The sequence below is a fragment of the Streptomyces sp. NPDC085524 genome (assembly GCF_044541755.1).
Taxonomy (GTDB): domain Bacteria; phylum Actinomycetota; class Actinomycetes; order Streptomycetales; family Streptomycetaceae; genus Streptomyces.
The window spans coordinates 103,133-120,445 of the sequence record NZ_JBITTH010000023.1 but is presented as its reverse complement, the minus strand read 5'-3'; the positions used below and the strand labels follow the sequence as shown (position 1 = coordinate 120,445).

The 17,313-nt window shown below is 72.3% G+C and carries 16 protein-coding genes; 9 read left to right on the top strand and 7 right to left on the bottom strand.

Annotated elements, in window-relative coordinates; genetic code table 11:
- Positions 1 to 57: 57 nt before the first annotated feature.
- The gene (locus ACIGFK_RS30470) at positions 58 to 1,443 is read left to right on the top strand and encodes a hypothetical protein (protein WP_400054410.1); all 1,386 of its coding nucleotides are present in this window, start codon (positions 58 to 60) and stop codon (positions 1,441 to 1,443) included.
- Between the two features lie 70 nt (positions 1,444 to 1,513).
- Here ACIGFK_RS30470 and ACIGFK_RS30465 read toward each other — a convergent pair whose 3' ends face one another.
- The 3 genes from ACIGFK_RS30465 to ACIGFK_RS30455 all read right to left on the bottom strand — a co-directional run bounded on the left by ACIGFK_RS30465 (position 1,514) and on the right by ACIGFK_RS30455 (position 5,735).
- Positions 1,514 to 2,953, bottom strand: a complete 1,440-nt coding sequence (locus tag ACIGFK_RS30465) for an amino acid permease (protein WP_376661510.1) — start codon at positions 2,951 to 2,953, stop codon at positions 1,514 to 1,516.
- 226 nt (positions 2,954 to 3,179) lie between these two features.
- The gene (locus ACIGFK_RS30460; protein ID WP_400054408.1) at positions 3,180 to 4,739 is read right to left on the bottom strand and encodes an APC family permease; all 1,560 of its coding nucleotides are present in this window, start codon (positions 4,737 to 4,739) and stop codon (positions 3,180 to 3,182) included.
- 48 nt (positions 4,740 to 4,787) lie between these two features.
- Positions 4,788 to 5,735 carry a hypothetical protein gene (locus ACIGFK_RS30455; RefSeq protein WP_376661512.1) on the bottom strand — a complete coding sequence of 316 codons (948 nt, stop codon included), beginning with the start codon at positions 5,733 to 5,735 and terminating at the stop codon, positions 4,788 to 4,790.
- A gap of 207 nt (positions 5,736 to 5,942) precedes the next feature.
- On the opposite strand from ACIGFK_RS30455, the gene ACIGFK_RS30450 reads away from it, so the two are divergent.
- On the top strand, positions 5,943 to 6,374 hold the full coding sequence (locus ACIGFK_RS30450) for an ASCH domain-containing protein (protein WP_376661513.1): 432 nt from the start codon (positions 5,943 to 5,945) through the stop codon (positions 6,372 to 6,374).
- A 509-nt stretch (positions 6,375 to 6,883) separates the two neighbouring features.
- Here the strand turns inward: ACIGFK_RS30450 and ACIGFK_RS30445 are convergent.
- Positions 6,884 to 8,539 carry an FAD-binding dehydrogenase gene (locus tag ACIGFK_RS30445; protein ID WP_376655911.1) on the bottom strand — a complete coding sequence of 552 codons (1,656 nt, stop codon included), beginning with the start codon at positions 8,537 to 8,539 and terminating at the stop codon, positions 6,884 to 6,886.
- Positions 8,540 to 8,615: 76 nt separating this feature from the next.
- Here ACIGFK_RS30445 and ACIGFK_RS30440 point away from each other — a divergent pair, with 76 nt between their 5' ends.
- The 7 genes from ACIGFK_RS30440 (at position 8,616) to ACIGFK_RS30410 (ending at position 13,751) form a co-directional block, all read left to right on the top strand.
- A complete protein-coding gene (locus ACIGFK_RS30440; RefSeq protein WP_400054405.1) occupies positions 8,616 to 9,146 on the top strand; it encodes an NUDIX domain-containing protein in 531 nt (176 codons plus the stop codon).
- 21 nt (positions 9,147 to 9,167) lie between these two features.
- Positions 9,168 to 9,563, top strand: coding sequence for a YidH family protein (locus ACIGFK_RS30435; RefSeq protein ID WP_376655913.1), 396 nt, complete (start codon positions 9,168 to 9,170; stop codon positions 9,561 to 9,563).
- 4 nt (positions 9,564 to 9,567) lie between these two features.
- The gene (locus ACIGFK_RS30430) at positions 9,568 to 9,885 is read left to right on the top strand and encodes a DUF202 domain-containing protein (RefSeq protein ID WP_376655914.1); all 318 of its coding nucleotides are present in this window, start codon (positions 9,568 to 9,570) and stop codon (positions 9,883 to 9,885) included.
- Between the two features lie 101 nt (positions 9,886 to 9,986).
- Positions 9,987 to 10,283 carry a hypothetical protein gene (locus ACIGFK_RS30425; RefSeq protein WP_376655915.1) on the top strand — a complete coding sequence of 99 codons (297 nt, stop codon included), beginning with the start codon at positions 9,987 to 9,989 and terminating at the stop codon, positions 10,281 to 10,283.
- Between the two features lie 78 nt (positions 10,284 to 10,361).
- Complete coding sequence (locus ACIGFK_RS30420) at positions 10,362 to 11,273, top strand: MBL fold metallo-hydrolase (protein WP_376655916.1); 912 nt, start codon at positions 10,362 to 10,364, stop codon at positions 11,271 to 11,273.
- A gap of 191 nt (positions 11,274 to 11,464) precedes the next feature.
- A complete protein-coding gene (locus ACIGFK_RS30415) occupies positions 11,465 to 12,517 on the top strand; it encodes a phosphotransferase family protein (RefSeq protein ID WP_400054402.1) in 1,053 nt (350 codons plus the stop codon).
- A 13-nt stretch (positions 12,518 to 12,530) separates the two neighbouring features.
- A complete protein-coding gene (locus tag ACIGFK_RS30410) occupies positions 12,531 to 13,751 on the top strand; it encodes an acyl-CoA dehydrogenase family protein (protein ID WP_386470866.1) in 1,221 nt (406 codons plus the stop codon).
- Positions 13,752 to 14,074: 323 nt separating this feature from the next.
- Here the strand turns inward: ACIGFK_RS30410 and ACIGFK_RS30405 are convergent, their stop codons facing one another.
- Genes ACIGFK_RS30405 through ACIGFK_RS30395 form a run of 3 tightly spaced genes read right to left on the bottom strand, consistent with a single transcriptional unit; the run spans position 14,075 to position 17,262 of the window.
- Positions 14,075 to 14,683 (bottom strand): TetR/AcrR family transcriptional regulator, encoded by a 609-nt coding sequence (locus ACIGFK_RS30405; RefSeq protein WP_376655919.1) that lies wholly within the window; start codon positions 14,681 to 14,683, stop codon positions 14,075 to 14,077.
- Between the two features lie 48 nt (positions 14,684 to 14,731).
- Entirely contained in the window at positions 14,732 to 16,513 is a 1,782-nt protein-coding gene (locus ACIGFK_RS30400) for a class I adenylate-forming enzyme family protein (RefSeq protein WP_376655920.1), read from the bottom strand.
- A complete protein-coding gene (locus tag ACIGFK_RS30395; RefSeq protein WP_400054398.1) occupies positions 16,498 to 17,262 on the bottom strand; it encodes an SDR family oxidoreductase in 765 nt (254 codons plus the stop codon). Before ACIGFK_RS30395 ends, ACIGFK_RS30400 begins: the two co-directional genes overlap by 16 nt.
- Positions 17,263 to 17,313 lie beyond the last annotated feature (51 nt).

The following is a 17,313-nucleotide window of genomic DNA, read 5'->3' as shown; positions in this document are numbered from 1 at the left end:
TCGGTGGCCTCACGAAGCCCCTGCTGCCACTCTGTCCACGAATGATCGAGGAGACAGATGAGCACGGGTGCGGCATCCGAAGAGTCCAGGACGATCGAGAGCGAGGTGGTCGACGACGACTGGGATGATGACGAAGAAGAGTGGGACGAGGACCGTCCCGAGAACTTCGAGGACCGCCAGCAGGTTGCGCACGCTCTTGCGCTTGCCGAGAAGGAGCCCGAGAAGGGTGTCCCGGTGCTTATCGGGATGCTGACCGACACGGATCTCGATGAGAACGGGGACTTCGAGCTGCGTTCGGATGCCATGGCATGCCTGTGCAGCATGGGAGGGGCAGCTGAACGAGCCGCCCTGTGGGTTGTCGAGTATGCCCACCCCATCTACGACTTGACTGCGGTCTTCATGTCGTCGGGCATCACGTCCGGTACAGGCGCGAAAGACCGAACTCCCGATCAGATCCGCAAGGAGGAAGCCGATTCACTGGCCTTCCTCGCCGCAGCGAAGGAACTGGACGAGAACCTGCGTTGGCGGGCGATCGACGAGTACCTCGGCACAACGGGCTTCAGCGGCTACCGGAGGCTGGGCCAGATCGCGCCGGACATCGACATCGCACGGGCTGTGCACGGATACGGCTGGGCCGGCGGCCAGTTCGCGAGCAGTCTGCGCAACCTGGTTGCCCAGGACGACAGCAAGCCCATGGATCTGCGGATCGAAGCAGTCGGGTTGCTCTGGAACGACAGCCCCAGCACAGCAGCTGGCGGACTGGCCAGCGTCATGGATGGTCTTCCGCTGGGTGGCCGTTCGCCTGGAGACCTCCTCCACGCGCTCAACCGCATGACGGAGGAGGAGGTCGAGGCTCTCCTTGGCGGGCTCGAAGGCGACGAGTTCCGCCGCGCGGGAAGCCGCTTCCTCGCTTCCACGCTCGATGCGCTCAACGCGGTGCACGAGATCCACCCGCTGGGGGACATCGGTGAGGTCCTTCACTCCTGGACGCGTGAGGCGGTCGTCAGGTGGGGGCAGGAAGCAGAGGCGAACAGCTGTCTCGATGCATCCGACAAGGTCGCCCTGACTCTGCTAGCCGGGCGGTATGCGGAGGTGCGGTCGGTCGACTTCAGCAACAAATGGGCCGACCAGGGAGAATTCTTCCAAGAGTCGTTCTTCACCGTGGCCGACCGCTGGAACGAGTTCGCCGTGGGTGACGCATACCGGCTGGCGTTCTACTCCTCATCCGACGTGCGTTGCGTCCTGCGGGTCGAGCCCACCGCCAATCCCGGAGTGAGGGGCTGGCACTTGGCGGTTGAAGAGCGAGATCCCGGTGGCCTCGAACGCTTTGCGGGTGAGATCACCGAGCGTGCCGAACGCAGCAGCGTCGACCTCCCGGATCAGCTGATGGCACGGGCCGACTGGGTCAGGCTGCTGTTCGAGGGAATCTCTGAGCTCTCGTAGCCCCGGCACTCATGGGCCCCGATGTCGGGAATCCCACCCACTCCCGGGGCCCTTCGAGCACGATTCGGGATCAGCCGCGGGACGCGGCGATCTCTGCGACCCGGCGGCGGACCAGGTACCAGCCGCCGACCAGGGCGGCCGCGATCGCGGGGATGCAGAGGACGGTGGTGCGGCCCACTCCGCCGTCGCACCACATCAGGACCAGGACCGTGACGAGGAAGACCAGCGTGACGAGCTGGGTGTAGGGGGCCCAGGGCAGCCGGTAGGCGGGGCGTTCGACGCGGCCCTGCTTCGCCCGGCGCCAGAAGTGCAGCGAGCAGAGCATGACCATGGCCCAGGTGCCGAGGATGCCGAGCGAGGCGAAGTTGAGGACGATCTCGAAGGCGTCCTTGGGCATGTACTTGTTCAGGGCGACGCCGGCGAGGCCGAAGGCGGCGGTGAACAGGACGCCGCCGTAGGGGACCTTGCCCTTGTTCATGCGGGCGGTGAAGCGGGGCGCGGAGCCGGACATGGCCATGGAGCGCAGGATGCGGCCGGTGGAGTAGAGGCCGGAGTTCAGGCTCGAGAGGGCGGCGGTCAGGACGACCAGGTTCATGATGCCGGCGGCGCCGGGGACGCCGAGCTTGTCGAAGACGGTGACGAAGGGGCTCTGGTCGGAGCTGTACTCGGTGTAGGGCAGCAGCAGCGCGAGCAGGACCACGGAGCCCACGTAGAAGAGGCCCACGCGCCACATGATCGAGTTGATCGCCTTCGGCATGATCTTCTCGGGGTTCTCGGTCTCGCCGGCGGCGACTCCGCACAGTTCGACGGAGGCGTACGCGAAGACGACGCCCTGGATGACCAGGAGCATGGGGAGCGTCCCGGCGGGGAAGATGCCGCCGTTGTCGGTGATGGAGGCCAGGCCGGGGGTGTGGCCGCCGATGTCGTGGCTGGTGGCGACCAGCCAGATGCCGACGATCAGGAAGACCACCAGGGCGGCGACCTTGACCAGGGAGAACCAGAACTCCATCTCGCCGAAGTACTTCACCGAGATCAGGTTCGCGGTGAGGACGACGGCGAGGGCGATGAGGGCGAGGACCCACTGGGGGACGTCGGTGAACATCGACCAGAAGTGGGCGTAGGTCGCGGCGGCGGTGATGTCGGCGACGGTGGTGGTCGACCAGTTCAGGAAGTACAGCCAGCCGGCGGTGTAGGCGCCCTTCTCCCCCATGAACTCGCGGGCGTAGGAGACGAAGGCCCCGGAGGAGGGGCGGTACAGGACGAGCTCGCCGAGTGCCCGGACGACGAAGAAGGCGAAGACGCCGCACACCGCGTAGGCGATCGCCAGGGAGGGGCCGGCTCCGGCGAGGCGGCCGCCGGCGCCGAGGAACAGGCCGGTGCCTATGGCCCCGCCGATCGCGATCATGTTGATGTGGCGGGACTTGAGGTCCTTGCTGTATCCCTCGTCGCCCGCGTCGGTGTGGCGTGCGGACGGCTCGGCGGGGGCCTCGGCCAGGGTGCGGTCGGTCATGTACGACTTCGCCTTCGTGGGGTGGACAGGCAGACCGGGCCGCCGGGCGGGGGAGCTGGGTGGTGTCCCCTGTGCGACGGTCCGGGTGTTTTGATCGCCCCAGGAGACCATGAGGGTCCACCGCCCGCCAAAATCGCACCCGCACGCATCGAAGCCCCCGACGACCTTGGAAAGGGGTGTCGGGGGCTTCGCGGGCGGTGGAAACCGAGGTTTCGAGGGTGCGGCGTCAGCTGCTGCGCGGGCTGTCCGGGGCGGCCTCCGCCGCGGCCTGGTCGAGGCGGAAGGCCTCGTTGCCCAGGCCGATGCGGGCGTGCGCCTCGGGGCGGCTGCGGCGCAGCACCAGTCCGTAGAGCAGTCCGGCCACGGCGGCGGCACCGATGATGCCGGGCAGGAGGCCGCTGAGCGCGGAGCCCTTCTCCGCGCCGACCAGGACGCCGAAGTCCTTGACGGTCAGGACGGCGATGGCGAGCAGGGCGATCCCGGCGGCGCCGGCCGCCGCGAGCCGCCAGATCTGGGCACCGGCGGTGCCGCGGCGGACGAAGAAGGCGATGACGGCGAAGGAGGCGGTGGCCATGAGGAGGGTGACACCGAGGGCGCCGACGCTTCCCATCCAGGTGAAGAGGTGCAGGACGGGCGCGGTGGGGTCGCCGGCCGGCTTGTCGTCGGTGACGGCGAAGGCGATGACGACGAGGACGGAGACGGCGGTCTGCAGGAGGGAGCCGGTGCCGGGGGCGCCGGTGCCGGCGTTGGTCCGGCCGAAGGCCGCAGGGAGGAGGCCTTCGCGGCCCATCGCGAAGGCGTAGCGGGCGACCACGTTGTGGAAGCTGAGCATGGCCGCGAACATGCCGGTCACGAAGAGGACGTGCAGGACGTCGGTGAAGGCGGTGCCGAGTCGGTCGCCGGTGAGCTGGAAGAGCAGGCCGGGGCCGGCTTCCGCGGAGGTCTTGACGACCTCGGAGGGGCCGGTGGCGACGGTGAGGGCCCAGGCGCTGAAGGCGAAGAAGAGGGCCACGAAGCCGACGGCGAGGAACATCACGCGGGAGACGACGATGTGAGGCCGGCTGGTCTCCTCGGCGTAGACCGGGGACTGCTCGAAGCCGACGAAGGCGGCGATGCAGAAGCAGAGGGCGGTGCCGAGGCCGGCTCCGCCGAGGGTCGCGGGGTCGAAGGCGTGCAGTGAGAGGCCCTCGGGGCCGGGCTTCGCGAGGGCGGAGACGTCGAAGATCACGACGAGGGCGCACTCGATGAGGAGGAGGACGCCGAGGACCTTCGCGTTGAGGTCGATCTTGAGCCAGCCGAGGGCGCCGGTGACGGCGACCGCCGCCAGGGCGGGTATCCACCAGGCGAGTTCGGTGTCCAGGTAGGTGGCGAAGAGGTTGGACACCTCGAAGCCGAGGATGCCGTAGACGCCGACCTGCATGGCGCTGTAGGCGACGAGGGCGACGAAGGAGGCGCCGGCGCCCGCGGTGGGGCCGAGGCCCCGGGCGATGTACGCGTAGAAGGCGCCGGCGTTGTGGACGTGCCGGCTCATCTCGGCGTATCCGACGCCGAAGAGCGCGAGGACGACGCCGAGGATGACGAAGAGCAGGGGCTGGCCGACGATCCCCATGACTCCGAATGTCGTGGGCATGACACCGGCGACGACCATCAGGGGCGCGCTGGCGGCGAGCACGGAGAGCAGCAGTCCGGCGGTGCCGAGGCGGTCGGCGCGCAGGGCGCGGTCCGTCCCCTTGTACGTTCTTATGTCGGCCGGGTCCTGGACTGTGGTGGAGCTGCCCGTCGGCATGGCAGGTTCCTTTCGAGGATGGTTGAGCGCGGGGGTGTTCCAGGTGCGTCAGGCGGTGCCCAGGGCGGCGCCGCGCGCGGCGAGGAAGGCCTTGTGCGGGTCCCGGTCCGGATAGGACCAGGGGGCGGGGGTCGCGTGCCTCCCGATGCGGTGGAAGAGCGCTGCGGCCTCGGCGGGGCGGCCCTCGCAGAGCTTGGCGTGGGCCAGGAAGTTGAGGTCGACCCGGTTGCGGGGGTGGTCGTCGCGCTCCCATTCCAGCCACCAGTCGAAGGCGGCGCGCAGCACCTGGCGGGCGCGCCGGCCGGACCAGTGCTGGGTGGCGCTGCCGAAGGTGTGGCCGTGCGTGGCGGCGAGCACCCGGTAGCGCTCGGCGTGCGCGATGACCGGGAGGACGGCGAGCGGGGAGTCCGCCGGGGCCTCCTCGGCGGCCCAGGCCGCGAAGTCGTACACCTCGTGGAGCGGGTCGTGGCCGGCGCCGGGCGCGCGTTCGGCGAGCTTGGCGACCATCAGGTGGTGGGCGTGGTGGTGCTCGCGGTGGCGCGCGCGGACCTGGTCGAAGTGGCGGCTGAACTCCTCCTCGGTGCCGAAGGCCCGGGTGAGGAGGAGCAGCGCGAGCCAGGGGGTGGGGTCCGCGGGGAGCAGGGCGGCGGCACGGCGGCAGGCCTCCTCCGCGGCGGCCGGGGTGTCCTTCTTGCGCAGGGCGCGGAAGACGGCGGCGCAGGCGAGCAGGGTGGCGGCGTCGGCGCTGCCGGGTTCGGCGAGCAGCCATTCGCGGGCCCAGGCGGTGGCCGCCGGGGTCTCGGCGAGGACGACCACGCGGTGGCCGCGCCGGTCCCAGTCGTCTCCGGTGGCGACCAGGAGGGAGCGCGCCTTCGCCCAGCGGCCCTGGGTGAACTGCGTGCGAACGTCCACGAGTTCGGCGTCGCAGAGGGCCGGGTCGAAGAGCTGGGCGTCCCGCTTGCGGGCGCGGCCGAGGGGCGGCGGAGGCGGGGACATCCGCGGTTTTTCCCTCCAGGACGCGGGTGGTCGGGGGATCACGCCGGTGAGCGAGCCCGTGATCACGCACAGCAAAGCGGTAGGCCCGGCTCCGAGTCAAGGTCCAGTCCACTGGGTGGCGTGTTTCAACTGCTTTGTTCCAGGTGGCAGTTGGGGCGGTTGTGCCGGTTCGGGGATGTCCGTGCCGTCTGGCCGTAGGGTGAACGCATGACCTACATCGACGATCTTCCGCCGTACGAGCTGGGATTCCCGGGGCCGCTGCGCGACAAGCTGGTCGCAGCCGTGCTGAGCGGGGCGAAGACGGCGTCGACAGGACTGCTCGCCGGCTACGAGGCGGCGGGCGAGCCGGTGCCCGAACCGGGGCAGCGGAGGGCGCTCCTGGACTCCGCCGGGTGTCCTGTGGCCGTCCTCGAGGTGACGGAGGTACGGGTCGTGCGGCTCGACTCGGTGGACCTGGCGTACGCGGTGGCCGAGGGCGAGGGGTACGCCTCGGTGGCCGAATGGCGTGCCTCGCACGAGGGGTTCTGGCACGGGGCGGAGTCACGGCGGTTCCTCGGCGACCCGGGGTTCACGGTGGACGACGACACGCCGGTGGTGACGGAACGTTTCCGGCTGCTGGAGCGTGCCGACGGGCGCTAGCCGGCCGCCGTCGCCGTGGCCGCATCGGGGCATCCCCGGGCCCCGCGCCGCCGGGGCCGGGGCCGGGTGCGCGGGTTGCCCCCGCCGGGGTCGGGTGTGCGGCGGGGTGCCCTCACCCTGGCCGGGGTCGGGTGGTGCGGGGCCCCGCAGCCCGCGCTGCCCCCGCCGGGGCCGGGTGTGCGGCGGGGTGCCCCCGCAGGGCGTCGAACGCAACCACCCCGTACTTCGGCCGACCCCGTGGAAACGTTCGACGGCCGAGGAGGTACCCCGCCGCGCGCCCGGCCCCGGCGGGCCGTCGCCGGCGGGCCGCTGCGCGGGGCCGTTCCCCCACCCCGCCCCTTCCCGGCGTACCGAATGTGCGGCTCCGCCGCGTGGGGGGGGCTCCGCCCCAGACACCGGTCCTCAAACGCCGGACGGGCTGGAGGGTGCAGGCGGCAGCAGCCACATCCAGCCCCGCCGGCGTTTGAGGCGCGGGGGTTCGGGGGCGGAGCCCCCGACAGCGGCGGGGCTCAGGACGTGGCGGCGGCCGCCGCGCGGCCCGCGGCTCGGCCCGAGAAGAGGCAGCCGCCCAGGAACGTGCCCTCCAGGGCGCGGTAGCCGTGCACCCCGCCCCCGCCGAAGCCCGCCGCCTCGCCCGCCGCGTAGACGCCCGGGAGCGGTTCGCCCGCCGGGGTCAGGACCCGCGAGGAGAGGTCGGTCTGGAGGCCGCCCAGGGACTTGCGGGTCAGGATCGAGAGCCGTACCGCGATCAGCGGCCCCGCCTTGGGGTCCAGGATCCGGTGCGGGGCGGCCGTACGGATCAGCCTGTCGCCGAGGTACTTGCGCGCCCCGTGGATCGCCGTCACCTGGAGGTCCTTGGTGAAGGGGTTGGCGATCTCCCGGTCGCGGGCCACGATCTGGTCGCGGACGACGGCCTCGTCGAGGAGGTCCTCCTTGGTCACCGCGTTCATCCCGCGCACCAGCGCGGACAGGTCCCGTTCGACGACGAAGTCGGCGCCGTTGTCCATGAAGGCCTTGACCGGGCCCGGAACGGCCTGCCGGGCGCGGTCGATGACGTCGCGGACCGACTTGCCCGTCAGGTCGGGGTTCTGCTCGGAGCCGGAGAGGCCGAACTCCTTGCCGATGATGCGCTGGTTGAGGACGAACCAGGTGTGGTCGTGGCCGGTCTTCATGATGTGGTCGAGGGTGCCGAGGGTGTCGAAGCCCGGGAAGAGCGGTACGGGCAGCCGCTTGCCCGTCGCGTCCAGCCAGAGGGAGGACGGGCCGGGAAGGATGCGGATGCCGTGCCGGGCCCAGATCGGGTTCCAGTTCTCGATGCCCTCGGTGTAGTGCCACATCCGGTCCTTGTTGACGTGGCTGGCGCCGGCCGCCTCGGCGATGCCGAGCATCAGGCCGTCCACGTGCGCGGGAACCCCGGAGAGCATCCGGGCCGGCGGGGTGCCGAGCCGGGCCGGCCACTGCGCGCGTACGAGGTCGTGGTTGCCGCCGATGCCGCCGCTGGTCACGATCACGGCCTGGGCCCGCAGGGAGAAGGACCCGGTGGTCTCGCGGCTGCTGGCGGTGCCCCGTACGGCGGTCGAGGGTTCCAGGATCTCGCCCGTGACGGTGTCCACCGCGCCGGCCGTGGCGGACAGGCCGGTGACCCGGTGGCGGAACTTCAGCTGCACGAGGCCGCGGGCCGCCCCGGCGCGGACCCTCCGCTCGAACGGCGCGACCAGGCCCGGGCCCGTGCCCCAGGTGATGTGGAAGCGGGGGACGGAGTTCCCGTGGCCGTTGGCGTCGTAGCCGCCGCGCTCCGCCCAGCCGACGACGGGGAAGAAGCGGACTCCCTGCGCGTGCAGCCAGGGACGCTTCTCGCCGGCCGCGAAGTCCACGTACGCCTCGGCCCAGCGGCGGGCCCAGACGTCCTCCTCGCGGTCGAAGCCGGCGGTGCCCGTCCAGTCCTGGAGGGCGAGGTCCCTGCTGTCCTTGATCCGCATCCGGCGCTGTTCGGGCGAGTCCACGAAGAACAGTCCGCCGAAGGACCAGTGCGCCTGGCCTCCCATGGACTGCTCCGGCTCCTGGTCGAGCAGGATGACCTTGCGCCCCGCGTCGACGAGTTCCGCGGTCGCCGCGAGACCCGCGAGCCCGGCTCCGATCACGATCACGTCTGCGTCGTACGTCATGCGTGTACCCGTCCTCCGTCGGTGGTGGGGCAGATCCTTGGCTACGGAGCGGTAACCAGTCAACAGCGGTGGTTGGATGACCCGTGTGAGTGCAGCTGACGAGGTACTGGACGTGGTGGACCGGGACGACCGGGTCGTCGGGCGGGCCCGGCGGGGCGCGGTGTATGCGAAGGGGCTGATCCACCGCTGCGTGTTCGTGCGGGCGCGCGACGCGGAGGGCCGGATCTTCGTGCACCGGCGGACCGCGTCGAAGCTGGTCTTCCCCTCGTACTACGACATGTTCGTGGGCGGGGTGCTGGGCGCCGGGGAGAGCTACGAGGAGGCCGCGCTGCGCGAGGCCGAGGAGGAGTTGGGCGTACGCGGACTGCCGCAGCCGGAGCCGCTGTTCAAGTTCCTGTACGAGGGCCCGGGCGGCTCCTGGTGGTCGTACGTGCACGAGGTGCGGTGCGAGGCGGCCGTGCGGCCGCAGGAGTCCGAGGTCGCGTGGCACGCCTTCCTGACGGAGGACGAGCTCGCCCGGCGGGTCGCCGGGGGCGACTGGCCCTGGGTGCCGGACGGGCTGGAGGCGCACCGGAGGCTGGAGGAGTACCGGCGGCGCAACGCGTAGCACGCCCCGTACATTGGGCGGGTGATCGACTTCGTCAAGGACGTGCGCCTGTGGTTCGCACCCTCGAAGCTGAGGGACGAGGGCGAGACCCCCGACTACCGCTTCTCGCTGGCCAACGAACGGACCTTCCTGGCCTGGATCCGCACCGCCCTGGCCCTGGTCGGCGGCGGCTTCGCGGTCGACCAGTTCCTGCCGGACCTGCGCTGGGGGGTGCGGGTCGGGATGGCGCTCGCGCTGCTGGCGGTGGGCGCGGCGTGCGCCCTGCGGGCGGTGAACCACTGGGTGCGGTGCGAGCGGGCGATGCGGCACGGCGAGGACCTGCCGCTGTCGCGGTTCCCGGTGGTGCTGAGCCTGGGCGTGGGGATCGTGGCGCTGGCGATGGTGGCGGTCGTACTGCTGGGCTGGACGAAGCGGTGAGTGCGTGAGCAGGTACGGCGAGGGGCACGATGCGGGCCTCCAGCCGGAGCGGACCCGGCTGGCGTGGCGGCGCACGACGCTGGCCTCCTCGGTCGTGGCGGTGCTCGCCCTGCGGCAGGCGCTGCGCGGGTCCGGGAAGCCGGTGGAGCTGGCCGGGGTGGCGGTGATCGCGCTCGTCTGGCTGCTGTTCCTGTGGGTGGCGCACCGGCGCATCCGGGCGCTGGCGACGGACCGGCCGCAGACGCTCGCACCGCGGGCGGCGGTGGCTGCGGTCGCCTGCACGGTGGCGCTCGCGGTGTTCGCGATGACCGTGATCATCTGACCCTTCGGTCGGATGATCCGGATGATCGGGCTTCCTCGTACCGGCGCGACACAACGGGTGTTGCGGGATGATGCCGGACGATCCGCACTAGCCTCGGCGCCATGACGACCCTGCACCAGGAACACGGCACGCACGAGCACGCGCACGGCGCCGGCTGCGGCCACCGGGCGGTCCCGCACGGCGACCACGTCGACTACGCGCACGACGGCCACCTGCACCGGGAGCACTCCGGGCACTGGGACGAGTGCGAGACCACGGGCCACACCGCCCACGAAGGCCACGACCACGCCCACGGCGCGGACTGCGGGCACGAGGCGGTGCAGCACGGGGACCACGTCGACTACCTGCACGACGGCCACCGGCACGCCGCGCACGACGGCCACTACGACGACCACTGACCCCACCCGCCCGCCCCCGGCGCGGCGGCGGCTGACAGGATGCGAGGCGCCTGTCAACGCGACCCGGGGAGACCGCAGATGACCGCCGACGTTCCGTACCTCGTCCAGCCCGCACCGGGGGTGTACGCCTACGTGCAGCCGGACGGCGGCTGGTGCCTCAACAACGCCGGATTCGTGAGCGACGGCGGACGCACCCTCCTCGTCGACACGGCCGCCACCGAGCGGCGGGCCCTGGCCCTGCGCGAGGCGGTCGTGTCGGCCGGGGTGCCGCTCCCCCGCACCGTCGTGAACACCCACCACCACGGCGACCACACCTACGGCAACAGCCTGTTCGCCCCCGAGGCGCTGATACTCGGGCACGAGAACGCGCGGGCCGAGCAGCTCGCCGCCGGGCACCAGCTGGAGATGATCTGGCCCGCGACGGACTTCGGCGCGATAGAGATCACCGCGCCCGATCTGACGTACAGCGAGCGGACGGCCCTCCACCTCGGCGGGACGGAGGTGCAGGTCGTGCACCCGGGCGTCGCGCACACCACCGGGGACTCGATCGTGTGGCTGCCCGGGCAGCGCGTGGTGTTCACCGGCGACCTGGTCTTCGCCGAGGGCACCCCGTTCCTGGCGATGGGCTCGCTGGCCGGTTCGCTGCGGGCGCTGGAGCTGCTGCGCTCGCTGGACGCGGAGACGGTCGTGCCGGGGCACGGCCCGCTGACCGACCCGTCGGCCTACGACTCCACCGAGCGCTATCTGCGGTACGTGGCCGAGCTCGCCCGGGAGGGCCGGGACAAGGGGATGACCCCGCTGGAGGCCGCCCGGCAGGCCGACCTCGGCGAGTTCGCCGCCTGGCGCGAGAGCGAGCGGCTGGTGGCGAACCTGCACCGGGCGTACGCGGAGCTGGCCGGGGAGCCGGAGGGCGTTCCGCTGGACATCCTGGCGGTGCTCCGGGACATGACGGTGATGAACGGCGGGACGCCGATCCTCTGCCACGCCTGACCGCCGAGCGCTGGTCCGGGGCCCGGGGCGAGCGGTCCCGGGCCGGGGCCGGGAGTCCGGGCAGCGGCCGGGAGTCCGGGCAGCGGCTCGGGCCGGGGAGTTCTTTCGGCCTGCACTCTGGACGACATACCGACTGGTCGGCATGATGGCTCACGGACACCCGTCGCCGACTCCGCACGGAGGTGCGCAGCATGACGTCAGCATCGGCCTCAGCGTCAGCCGATCCACGAGGCCTGGATCTGGAGCGGCTGCGCGGCCATCTCGACCGGGCGCGGCCGGGCCTCGCGGCCGGGGCGCTGCGCGGCCGGCTGATCGAGGGCGGCCGCTCGAACCTCACGTACGAGGTCACCGACGGGGCCTCCCGCTGGGTGGTGCGCCGGCCCCCGCTCGGCCATGTGCTGGCCACCGCGCACGACATGCGGCGCGAACACCGGGTGATCGCGGCGCTGCACGGCACGGCGGTCCCGGTGCCGGAGCCGCTGCTGCTGTGCGAGGACGAGTCGGTGCTCGGGGCGCCGTTCTACATGATGGAGTACGTGGACGGGGTGCCGTACCGGACAGCCGGGCAGCTCGCCGCGATCGGGCCCGAGCGCACCCGCCGCGCGGTGCTGGGCCTGGTCGACACCCTGGTCGAGCTGCACGCCGTGGATCCGGAGGCGGTGGGCCTGGGCGACTTCGGCCGGCCGGAGGGCTTCCTCGACCGGCAGCTGCGCCGCTGGGGCAAGCAGCTCGCCGCCTCGCGGGGGCGGGAGCTCGCCGGGATCGACGAGCTGCACGGCTCGCTCGGCCGGGCGCTGCCCGACTCCCCCGCGCCGACCGTGGTGCACGGGGACTTCCGGCTGGACAACGTACTGATCGGCGGTCCGGACGACACGATCCGGGCGGTGCTGGACTGGGAGATGTCCACGCTCGGGGATCCGCTGACCGACCTCGGGCTGCTGGTGATGTACAGCTCGGACCTGGGCCTGACCGAGTCGCCCGTCAGTACGACGAGCGGCGCACCGGGGCATCCGGCGCCCGCCGAGCTGATCGAACGGTACGCCGCGCGCTCCGGCCGGGACACCGGCGCCATCGCCTGGTACACGGCCTTCGCCTGGTTCAAGCTCGCGGTGATCCTCGAGGGCATCCACTACCGCTACACGCTCGGGCAGACCGTCGGGGCGGGCTTCGACCGGATCGGCGAGCTGGTGCCGGTCTTCATCGAGCACGGCCTGACCACCCTCCACGAACTGCAGCAAGGCTGAGGAGCCGATCAGCATGGACTTCGCATTCGACGCCCGGACCGAGGAACTCCGCGGGCGGCTGCTCGCGTTCATGGAGGAGTACGTCTACCCGGCGGAGCCCGTCGCCGCCGAGCAGCGCGCGCGGCTGGCCTCGCCCTGGGACACCCCGGCCGTGTTCGGTGAACTGAAGGCCGAAGCACGCCGTCAGGGCCTGTGGAACCTCTTCCTGCCCGACGGCGAGTACGGCGCGGGGCTGACCAACCTCCAGTACGCCCCGCTCGCCGAGATCACCGGCCGCAGCCCGCACCTGGCGCCGATGGCGACCAACTGCGCGGCTCCGGACACCGGGAACATGGAGCTGCTCGCGCAGTTCGGGAACGAGGAGCAGAAGAAGCAGTGGCTGGAGCCGCTGCTGGCCGGGGAGATCCGGTCCGCGTTCGCGATGACCGAGCCCGAGGTGGCCTCCTCGGACGCGACGAACATCGAGACGCGGATCGAGCGGTCGGCGGACGGGTCCGAGTACGTGATCACCGGGCGCAAGTGGTTCATCTCCGGGGCGATGAACCCGGATTGCCGGATCTTCATCGTGATGGGCAAGACCGATCCGGAGGGCGCCGATCCGCGCCGCCAGCAGTCGATGATCCTGGTCCCGCGCGACACCCCGGGCGTGGAGGTGCGGCGCGCGATGACGGTGTACGGGTACGAGGACCACGACCACGGCGGTCACGCCGAGGTGGTCTTCGACGGGGTGCGGGTCCCGGCGGCGAACCTGATCGGCGAGGAGGGGTCCGGCTTCGCCATCGCCCAGGCGCGGCTCGGGCCGGGCCGCATCCACCACTGCATGCGGCTGATCGGCATGGCGGAGCGGGCCGTCGAGCTGATGTGCCGGCGCGCGGTGGAGCGTACGGCGTTCGGCAAGCCGCTGGCCGCGCAGGGCGTCGTCCAGAACTGGATCGCGGACGCCCGGGTGACGGTGGAGCAGCTGCGGCTGCTGGTGCTCAAGACGGCCTGGCTGATGGACACGGCCGGGAACAAGGGCGCGCACACCGAGATCCAGGCCATCAAGATCGCGACTCCGCGGGCGGTGGTGCGGATCCTGGACGACGCGGTGCAGCTGCACGGCGCGGGCGGGGTGAGCCAGGACTTCCCGCTGGCCGAGCTGTGGGCGGCGGCGCGGACGCTGCGGCTGGCGGACGGCCCGGACGAGGTCCACCAGCGGTCGCTGGCGCGACGCGAACTGAAGCGTTTTCTGTAGCCTCCCGGCGAGGTCCGGGCGAGGCACCGCCGCCACACCCCACCCTCGGACCGCCGCCGGACCACCACCCTCGGGCCGCCGCCGGCGACACCCCCAGCCTCGCCGGCGTTTGAGGACCGGGGTCCGGGGCGGAGCCCCGGGGAACCGGGGGCACCTCCCAGCGGTAGCTGGGGGAGGAAGGGCGGGTAGGGGACCAGCCCCGCGCAGCGGCACCCCAGCCGGGGGCGGGCCGCAGGGTGGGGCGTCGGGGGCGGGCGCGCGCCGGGGTGGGCGCGGAGACCTGGGGCCGCACGGTGCTCCCGCTGGTCTGAGCCCGGCCGGACTCAGGGGCGCAGCGCGCGCAGCAGCAGGTCGGCGAGGTGATCGGCGACCTGCTGCGGTGTGAGCGGGCCGTCCGTCCGGTACCAGGTGGACAGGTGGTGCACGGACCCGAAGTGGTAGTCCACCACCAGGTCGGCGGGTGTGGCGGTGGAGAACACGCCGGTGCGCTGGCCCTCCTCGACCAGTGCCCGGAAGCGCTCGTGGTAGCGCCGCCGTTCCGCCCGGACCTGCTTGTACTTCTCCGGACTGAGCTGGTGCATCGACCGGAAGAAGATCATCGCGTCGTCGAGGTTCTCGATGGTGGTGACCACCACGTCCGCGGCCGCCGCGCGCAGCCGCTCCTCGACGGGCGCGTCGGATTCGGCCACCGCGTCGAGCCGCTGCTGCTGGAGGCGCAGCATCCGGGCGTACACCTCGTGCAGCAGATCGTCCTTGGAGCCGAAGTAGTGGTACAAGGCCCCCTTGGTGACCCCGGCCGCCTCGACGATCTCCTGGACCGACGTACGGTCGTAGCCGCGCTCGGCGAACAGCCGCGTGGCGACGGCCAGCAGCCGCTGCGGTACCGGCGCTTCGTGCGTGCCCTCGGGCTCCGTCGTCTTGGCAGCCGCCATGGCGCTGACCTTCCCTTCGCAGTCCTTCGTACGACCGTCCGACTCTTTTCAGCCGCGGTCGCGCAGTTCCCGTCGCAGGATCTTGCCACTGGTCGTCTTCGGAAGGACAGGCAGGATCTCCACCTGACGCGGGTACTTGTACGCGGCCAGGCGCGCGGCGCAGTGCGCGGCGAGTTCCTCCGGTGCTGCCGAGGCCCCCGGGCGAAGGCTGACGTACGCCTTGACGCTCTCCCCGCGGTACGGGTCCGGGACGCCGACCACGGCCGCCTCGCGGACGGCGGGGTGCGCGTAGAGGACGTCCTCGACCTCGCGCGGCCAGACCTTGAAGCCGGAGGCGTTGATCATGTCCTTCTTGCGGTCGACGACGTAGAGCCAGCCTTCCGCGTCCATGAACCCGACGTCCCCGGTGCGCAGCTCGCCCCCGGGGAAGGCCTCGGCGGTGTCGGCGGGCAGGCCCCAGTAGCCGGGCACGACCTGGGGGCCGCGGACCGCTATCTCCCCGGTCTCCCCGAAGGGGACCTCGGCGCCCTGCTCGTCGAGGATCCTTACGACGGTGTCGGCGCCGGGCAGCCCCACGGAGAGGGTGCCGGAGTCCGGGTCGACGGGGGCTTCGAGGTGCACGGGCACGGAGGCGGAGGCGGCGGTGGTTTCGGTGAGCCCGTAGCCGTTGCGCAAGTAGAACCCGAAGGCGGTGCGCAGGCGGTCGACGAGCGCGGGCGGGAGGGGTGCTCCGCCGGAGGAGACCACCTGGAAGGAGGCGAAGTGGTCCCGGGTGACGGCGGGGTGGGCGGCGAGGGCCATGAAGGCGGTGGCGGGGCCGACCGTGTAGGCGGGGCGGTGTTCGAGGAAGGCGTCGAGGACGGCTCCGGCCTCGAAGCGGTGGGCGAGGACGAGGGTGCCGGCGTTGACGAAGCAGGCGGCGAGCTCGCAGACCATGCCGGTGATGTGGAAGAGCGGGGCGAGGGCGAAGTAGCCGGCGCCCTCGGGAACGGGATGGCCGGTGACCTGGCGCACGGCGTTGTGGGTGAGCGCGCCGTGCGGGTTCATCGCGCCCTTGGGGGTGCCGCTGGTGCCGGAGGTGTAGCCGATGAGGGCGATGTCGTCCCCGGTCAGCCCCGGGTCTGCGGGCCCGGCCCGGCCCTCGCGCGCCACGCCGTACAGGTCCAGCACCACCGGCTCCCGAACCGCCGAAGGGTCCGCCGGTACGTGAGCATCCCCCTGCCCCGCGGGCGTTTCCATCAGCCCCGCCGGTGTGGCGGCCGCCCCGGGGAAGACCCGGGGGTCGTTGCGGGTCTGGAAGTCCGTGTCCCGCGCGGTCAGGACGGCCCGCACACCGCTCCCCCGCACCGCCTCCCGCAGGTACGCCTCCCACGCACCGCCCTCGCACACCAGCACGGCCGCACCCGAGTCGCGCAGGATGTGCCCGGCCTCGGCGGACTTGTACATCGGGTTGAGCGGGACGACGACCGCCCCCGCCTTCCAGGCGGCGAGTACGGAGAGCACGAAGTGCGGGGTGTTCTGGAGCATGACGGCGACCCGGTCCCCGCGCCGGACGCCCCGCGCGGCGAGGTGGCCGGCGACCGAGTCGGAGAGCGCGTCCGCCTGCGCGTAGCCGATCCTGCCGTCGAAGTACGCCAGCGCGGTGCGCTCGGGGGCCCGGGCGACGGCTTCCCGGAAGGCGTGCAGCACGGTGGGCGGCGGCACGAGGGGGGTGCGCTGCGCCGGGCTGAGCAGGCCGAGCCAGGGCTTGGCCGCGTAACGGGAGCCGGGGCCGGGGCGGGAGCCGAGGTCGGGGCCGGCGCCGGAGCGGGAGCTCACTCGGCTTCCCATTTCCGCTGGAGGTGGTTCATGCCGCTCAGCCAGCGGTCCGGGTCGGTGGCCCGGGCGGCGTAGAAGTCCGCCACCTCGGGGTGCGGGAGGATCAAGAACCGGCCCTTCTCCATGCCGTCGAACAGTGCGTCCGCGACCGCGTCCGGCTCGATCGCGGTCGGCGCGAGGACGAGTTCGCCCGCCGAGCCCGCGGCGGTCAGCATGTCGGTGCGCACTCCCTGCGGGCAGATGGCGTGGACCCGGACCCCGCGGTGGCGGTAGGTCAGCGAGAGCCATTCGGCGAAGGCGAGCGCACCGTGCTTGGTGACACTGTACGGGGCCGCTCCGATCATGGTCAGCAGCCCTGCGGCCGAGACGGTGGAGACGAAGCGGCCACTGCCCCGCTCCAGCCAGTGCGGCAGCAGCAGCCGGGCGGCGCGGACGTGCGCCATGACGTTGACGTCCCAGGCGGCCTCCCACACGGCCTCGTCGGCGAACGCGTCGCCACCTGAGGCGAGTCCGGCGTTGGCGCAGTAGACGTCGACCGTCCCGCCCAGCGCCTCGCGGGCCTCGGCGACGATCGCCGAGGCGTCGCCGGGTACCGCGATGGCCCGGGCTCCGATCTCCCCGGCCACCGCGGCGGCCTTGGCGGGGTCGAGGTCGTTGACCACCACCGTGGCGCCCTCGGCCGCGAAGCGGTGGGCGAGGGCGGCGCCGATGCCGCCGCCCGCGCCGGTGACGACGACTCGCTGGTCCTGGTACGCGCTCACGGGATCACCCTTCGGGGACGGACACCGACTGCCGATGCCGGGCAGACTAAC

Coding starts and splice junctions, on each gene's coding strand:
- ACIGFK_RS30445 (WP_376655911.1), bottom strand. CDS start 8,539: ATGACGTACGACGCAGACGTGATCGTGATCGGAGCCGGGCTCGCGGGT.
- ACIGFK_RS30465 (WP_376661510.1), bottom strand. CDS start 2,953: ATGACCGACCGCACCCTGGCCGAGGCCCCCGCCGAGCCGTCCGCACGC.
- ACIGFK_RS30455 (WP_376661512.1), bottom strand. CDS start 5,735: ATGTCCCCGCCTCCGCCGCCCCTCGGCCGCGCCCGCAAGCGGGACGCC.
- ACIGFK_RS30400 (WP_376655920.1), bottom strand. CDS start 16,513: ATGGGAAGCCGAGTGAGCTCCCGCTCCGGCGCCGGCCCCGACCTCGGC.
- ACIGFK_RS30410 (WP_386470866.1), top strand. CDS start 12,531: ATGGACTTCGCATTCGACGCCCGGACCGAGGAACTCCGCGGGCGGCTG.
- ACIGFK_RS30470 (WP_400054410.1), top strand. CDS start 58: ATGAGCACGGGTGCGGCATCCGAAGAGTCCAGGACGATCGAGAGCGAG.
- ACIGFK_RS30405 (WP_376655919.1), bottom strand. CDS start 14,683: ATGGCGGCTGCCAAGACGACGGAGCCCGAGGGCACGCACGAAGCGCCG.
- ACIGFK_RS30415 (WP_400054402.1), top strand. CDS start 11,465: ATGACGTCAGCATCGGCCTCAGCGTCAGCCGATCCACGAGGCCTGGAT.
- ACIGFK_RS30440 (WP_400054405.1), top strand. CDS start 8,616: ATGACCCGTGTGAGTGCAGCTGACGAGGTACTGGACGTGGTGGACCGG.
- ACIGFK_RS30425 (WP_376655915.1), top strand. CDS start 9,987: ATGACGACCCTGCACCAGGAACACGGCACGCACGAGCACGCGCACGGC.
- ACIGFK_RS30460 (WP_400054408.1), bottom strand. CDS start 4,739: ATGCCGACGGGCAGCTCCACCACAGTCCAGGACCCGGCCGACATAAGA.
- ACIGFK_RS30450 (WP_376661513.1), top strand. CDS start 5,943: ATGACCTACATCGACGATCTTCCGCCGTACGAGCTGGGATTCCCGGGG.
- ACIGFK_RS30420 (WP_376655916.1), top strand. CDS start 10,362: ATGACCGCCGACGTTCCGTACCTCGTCCAGCCCGCACCGGGGGTGTAC.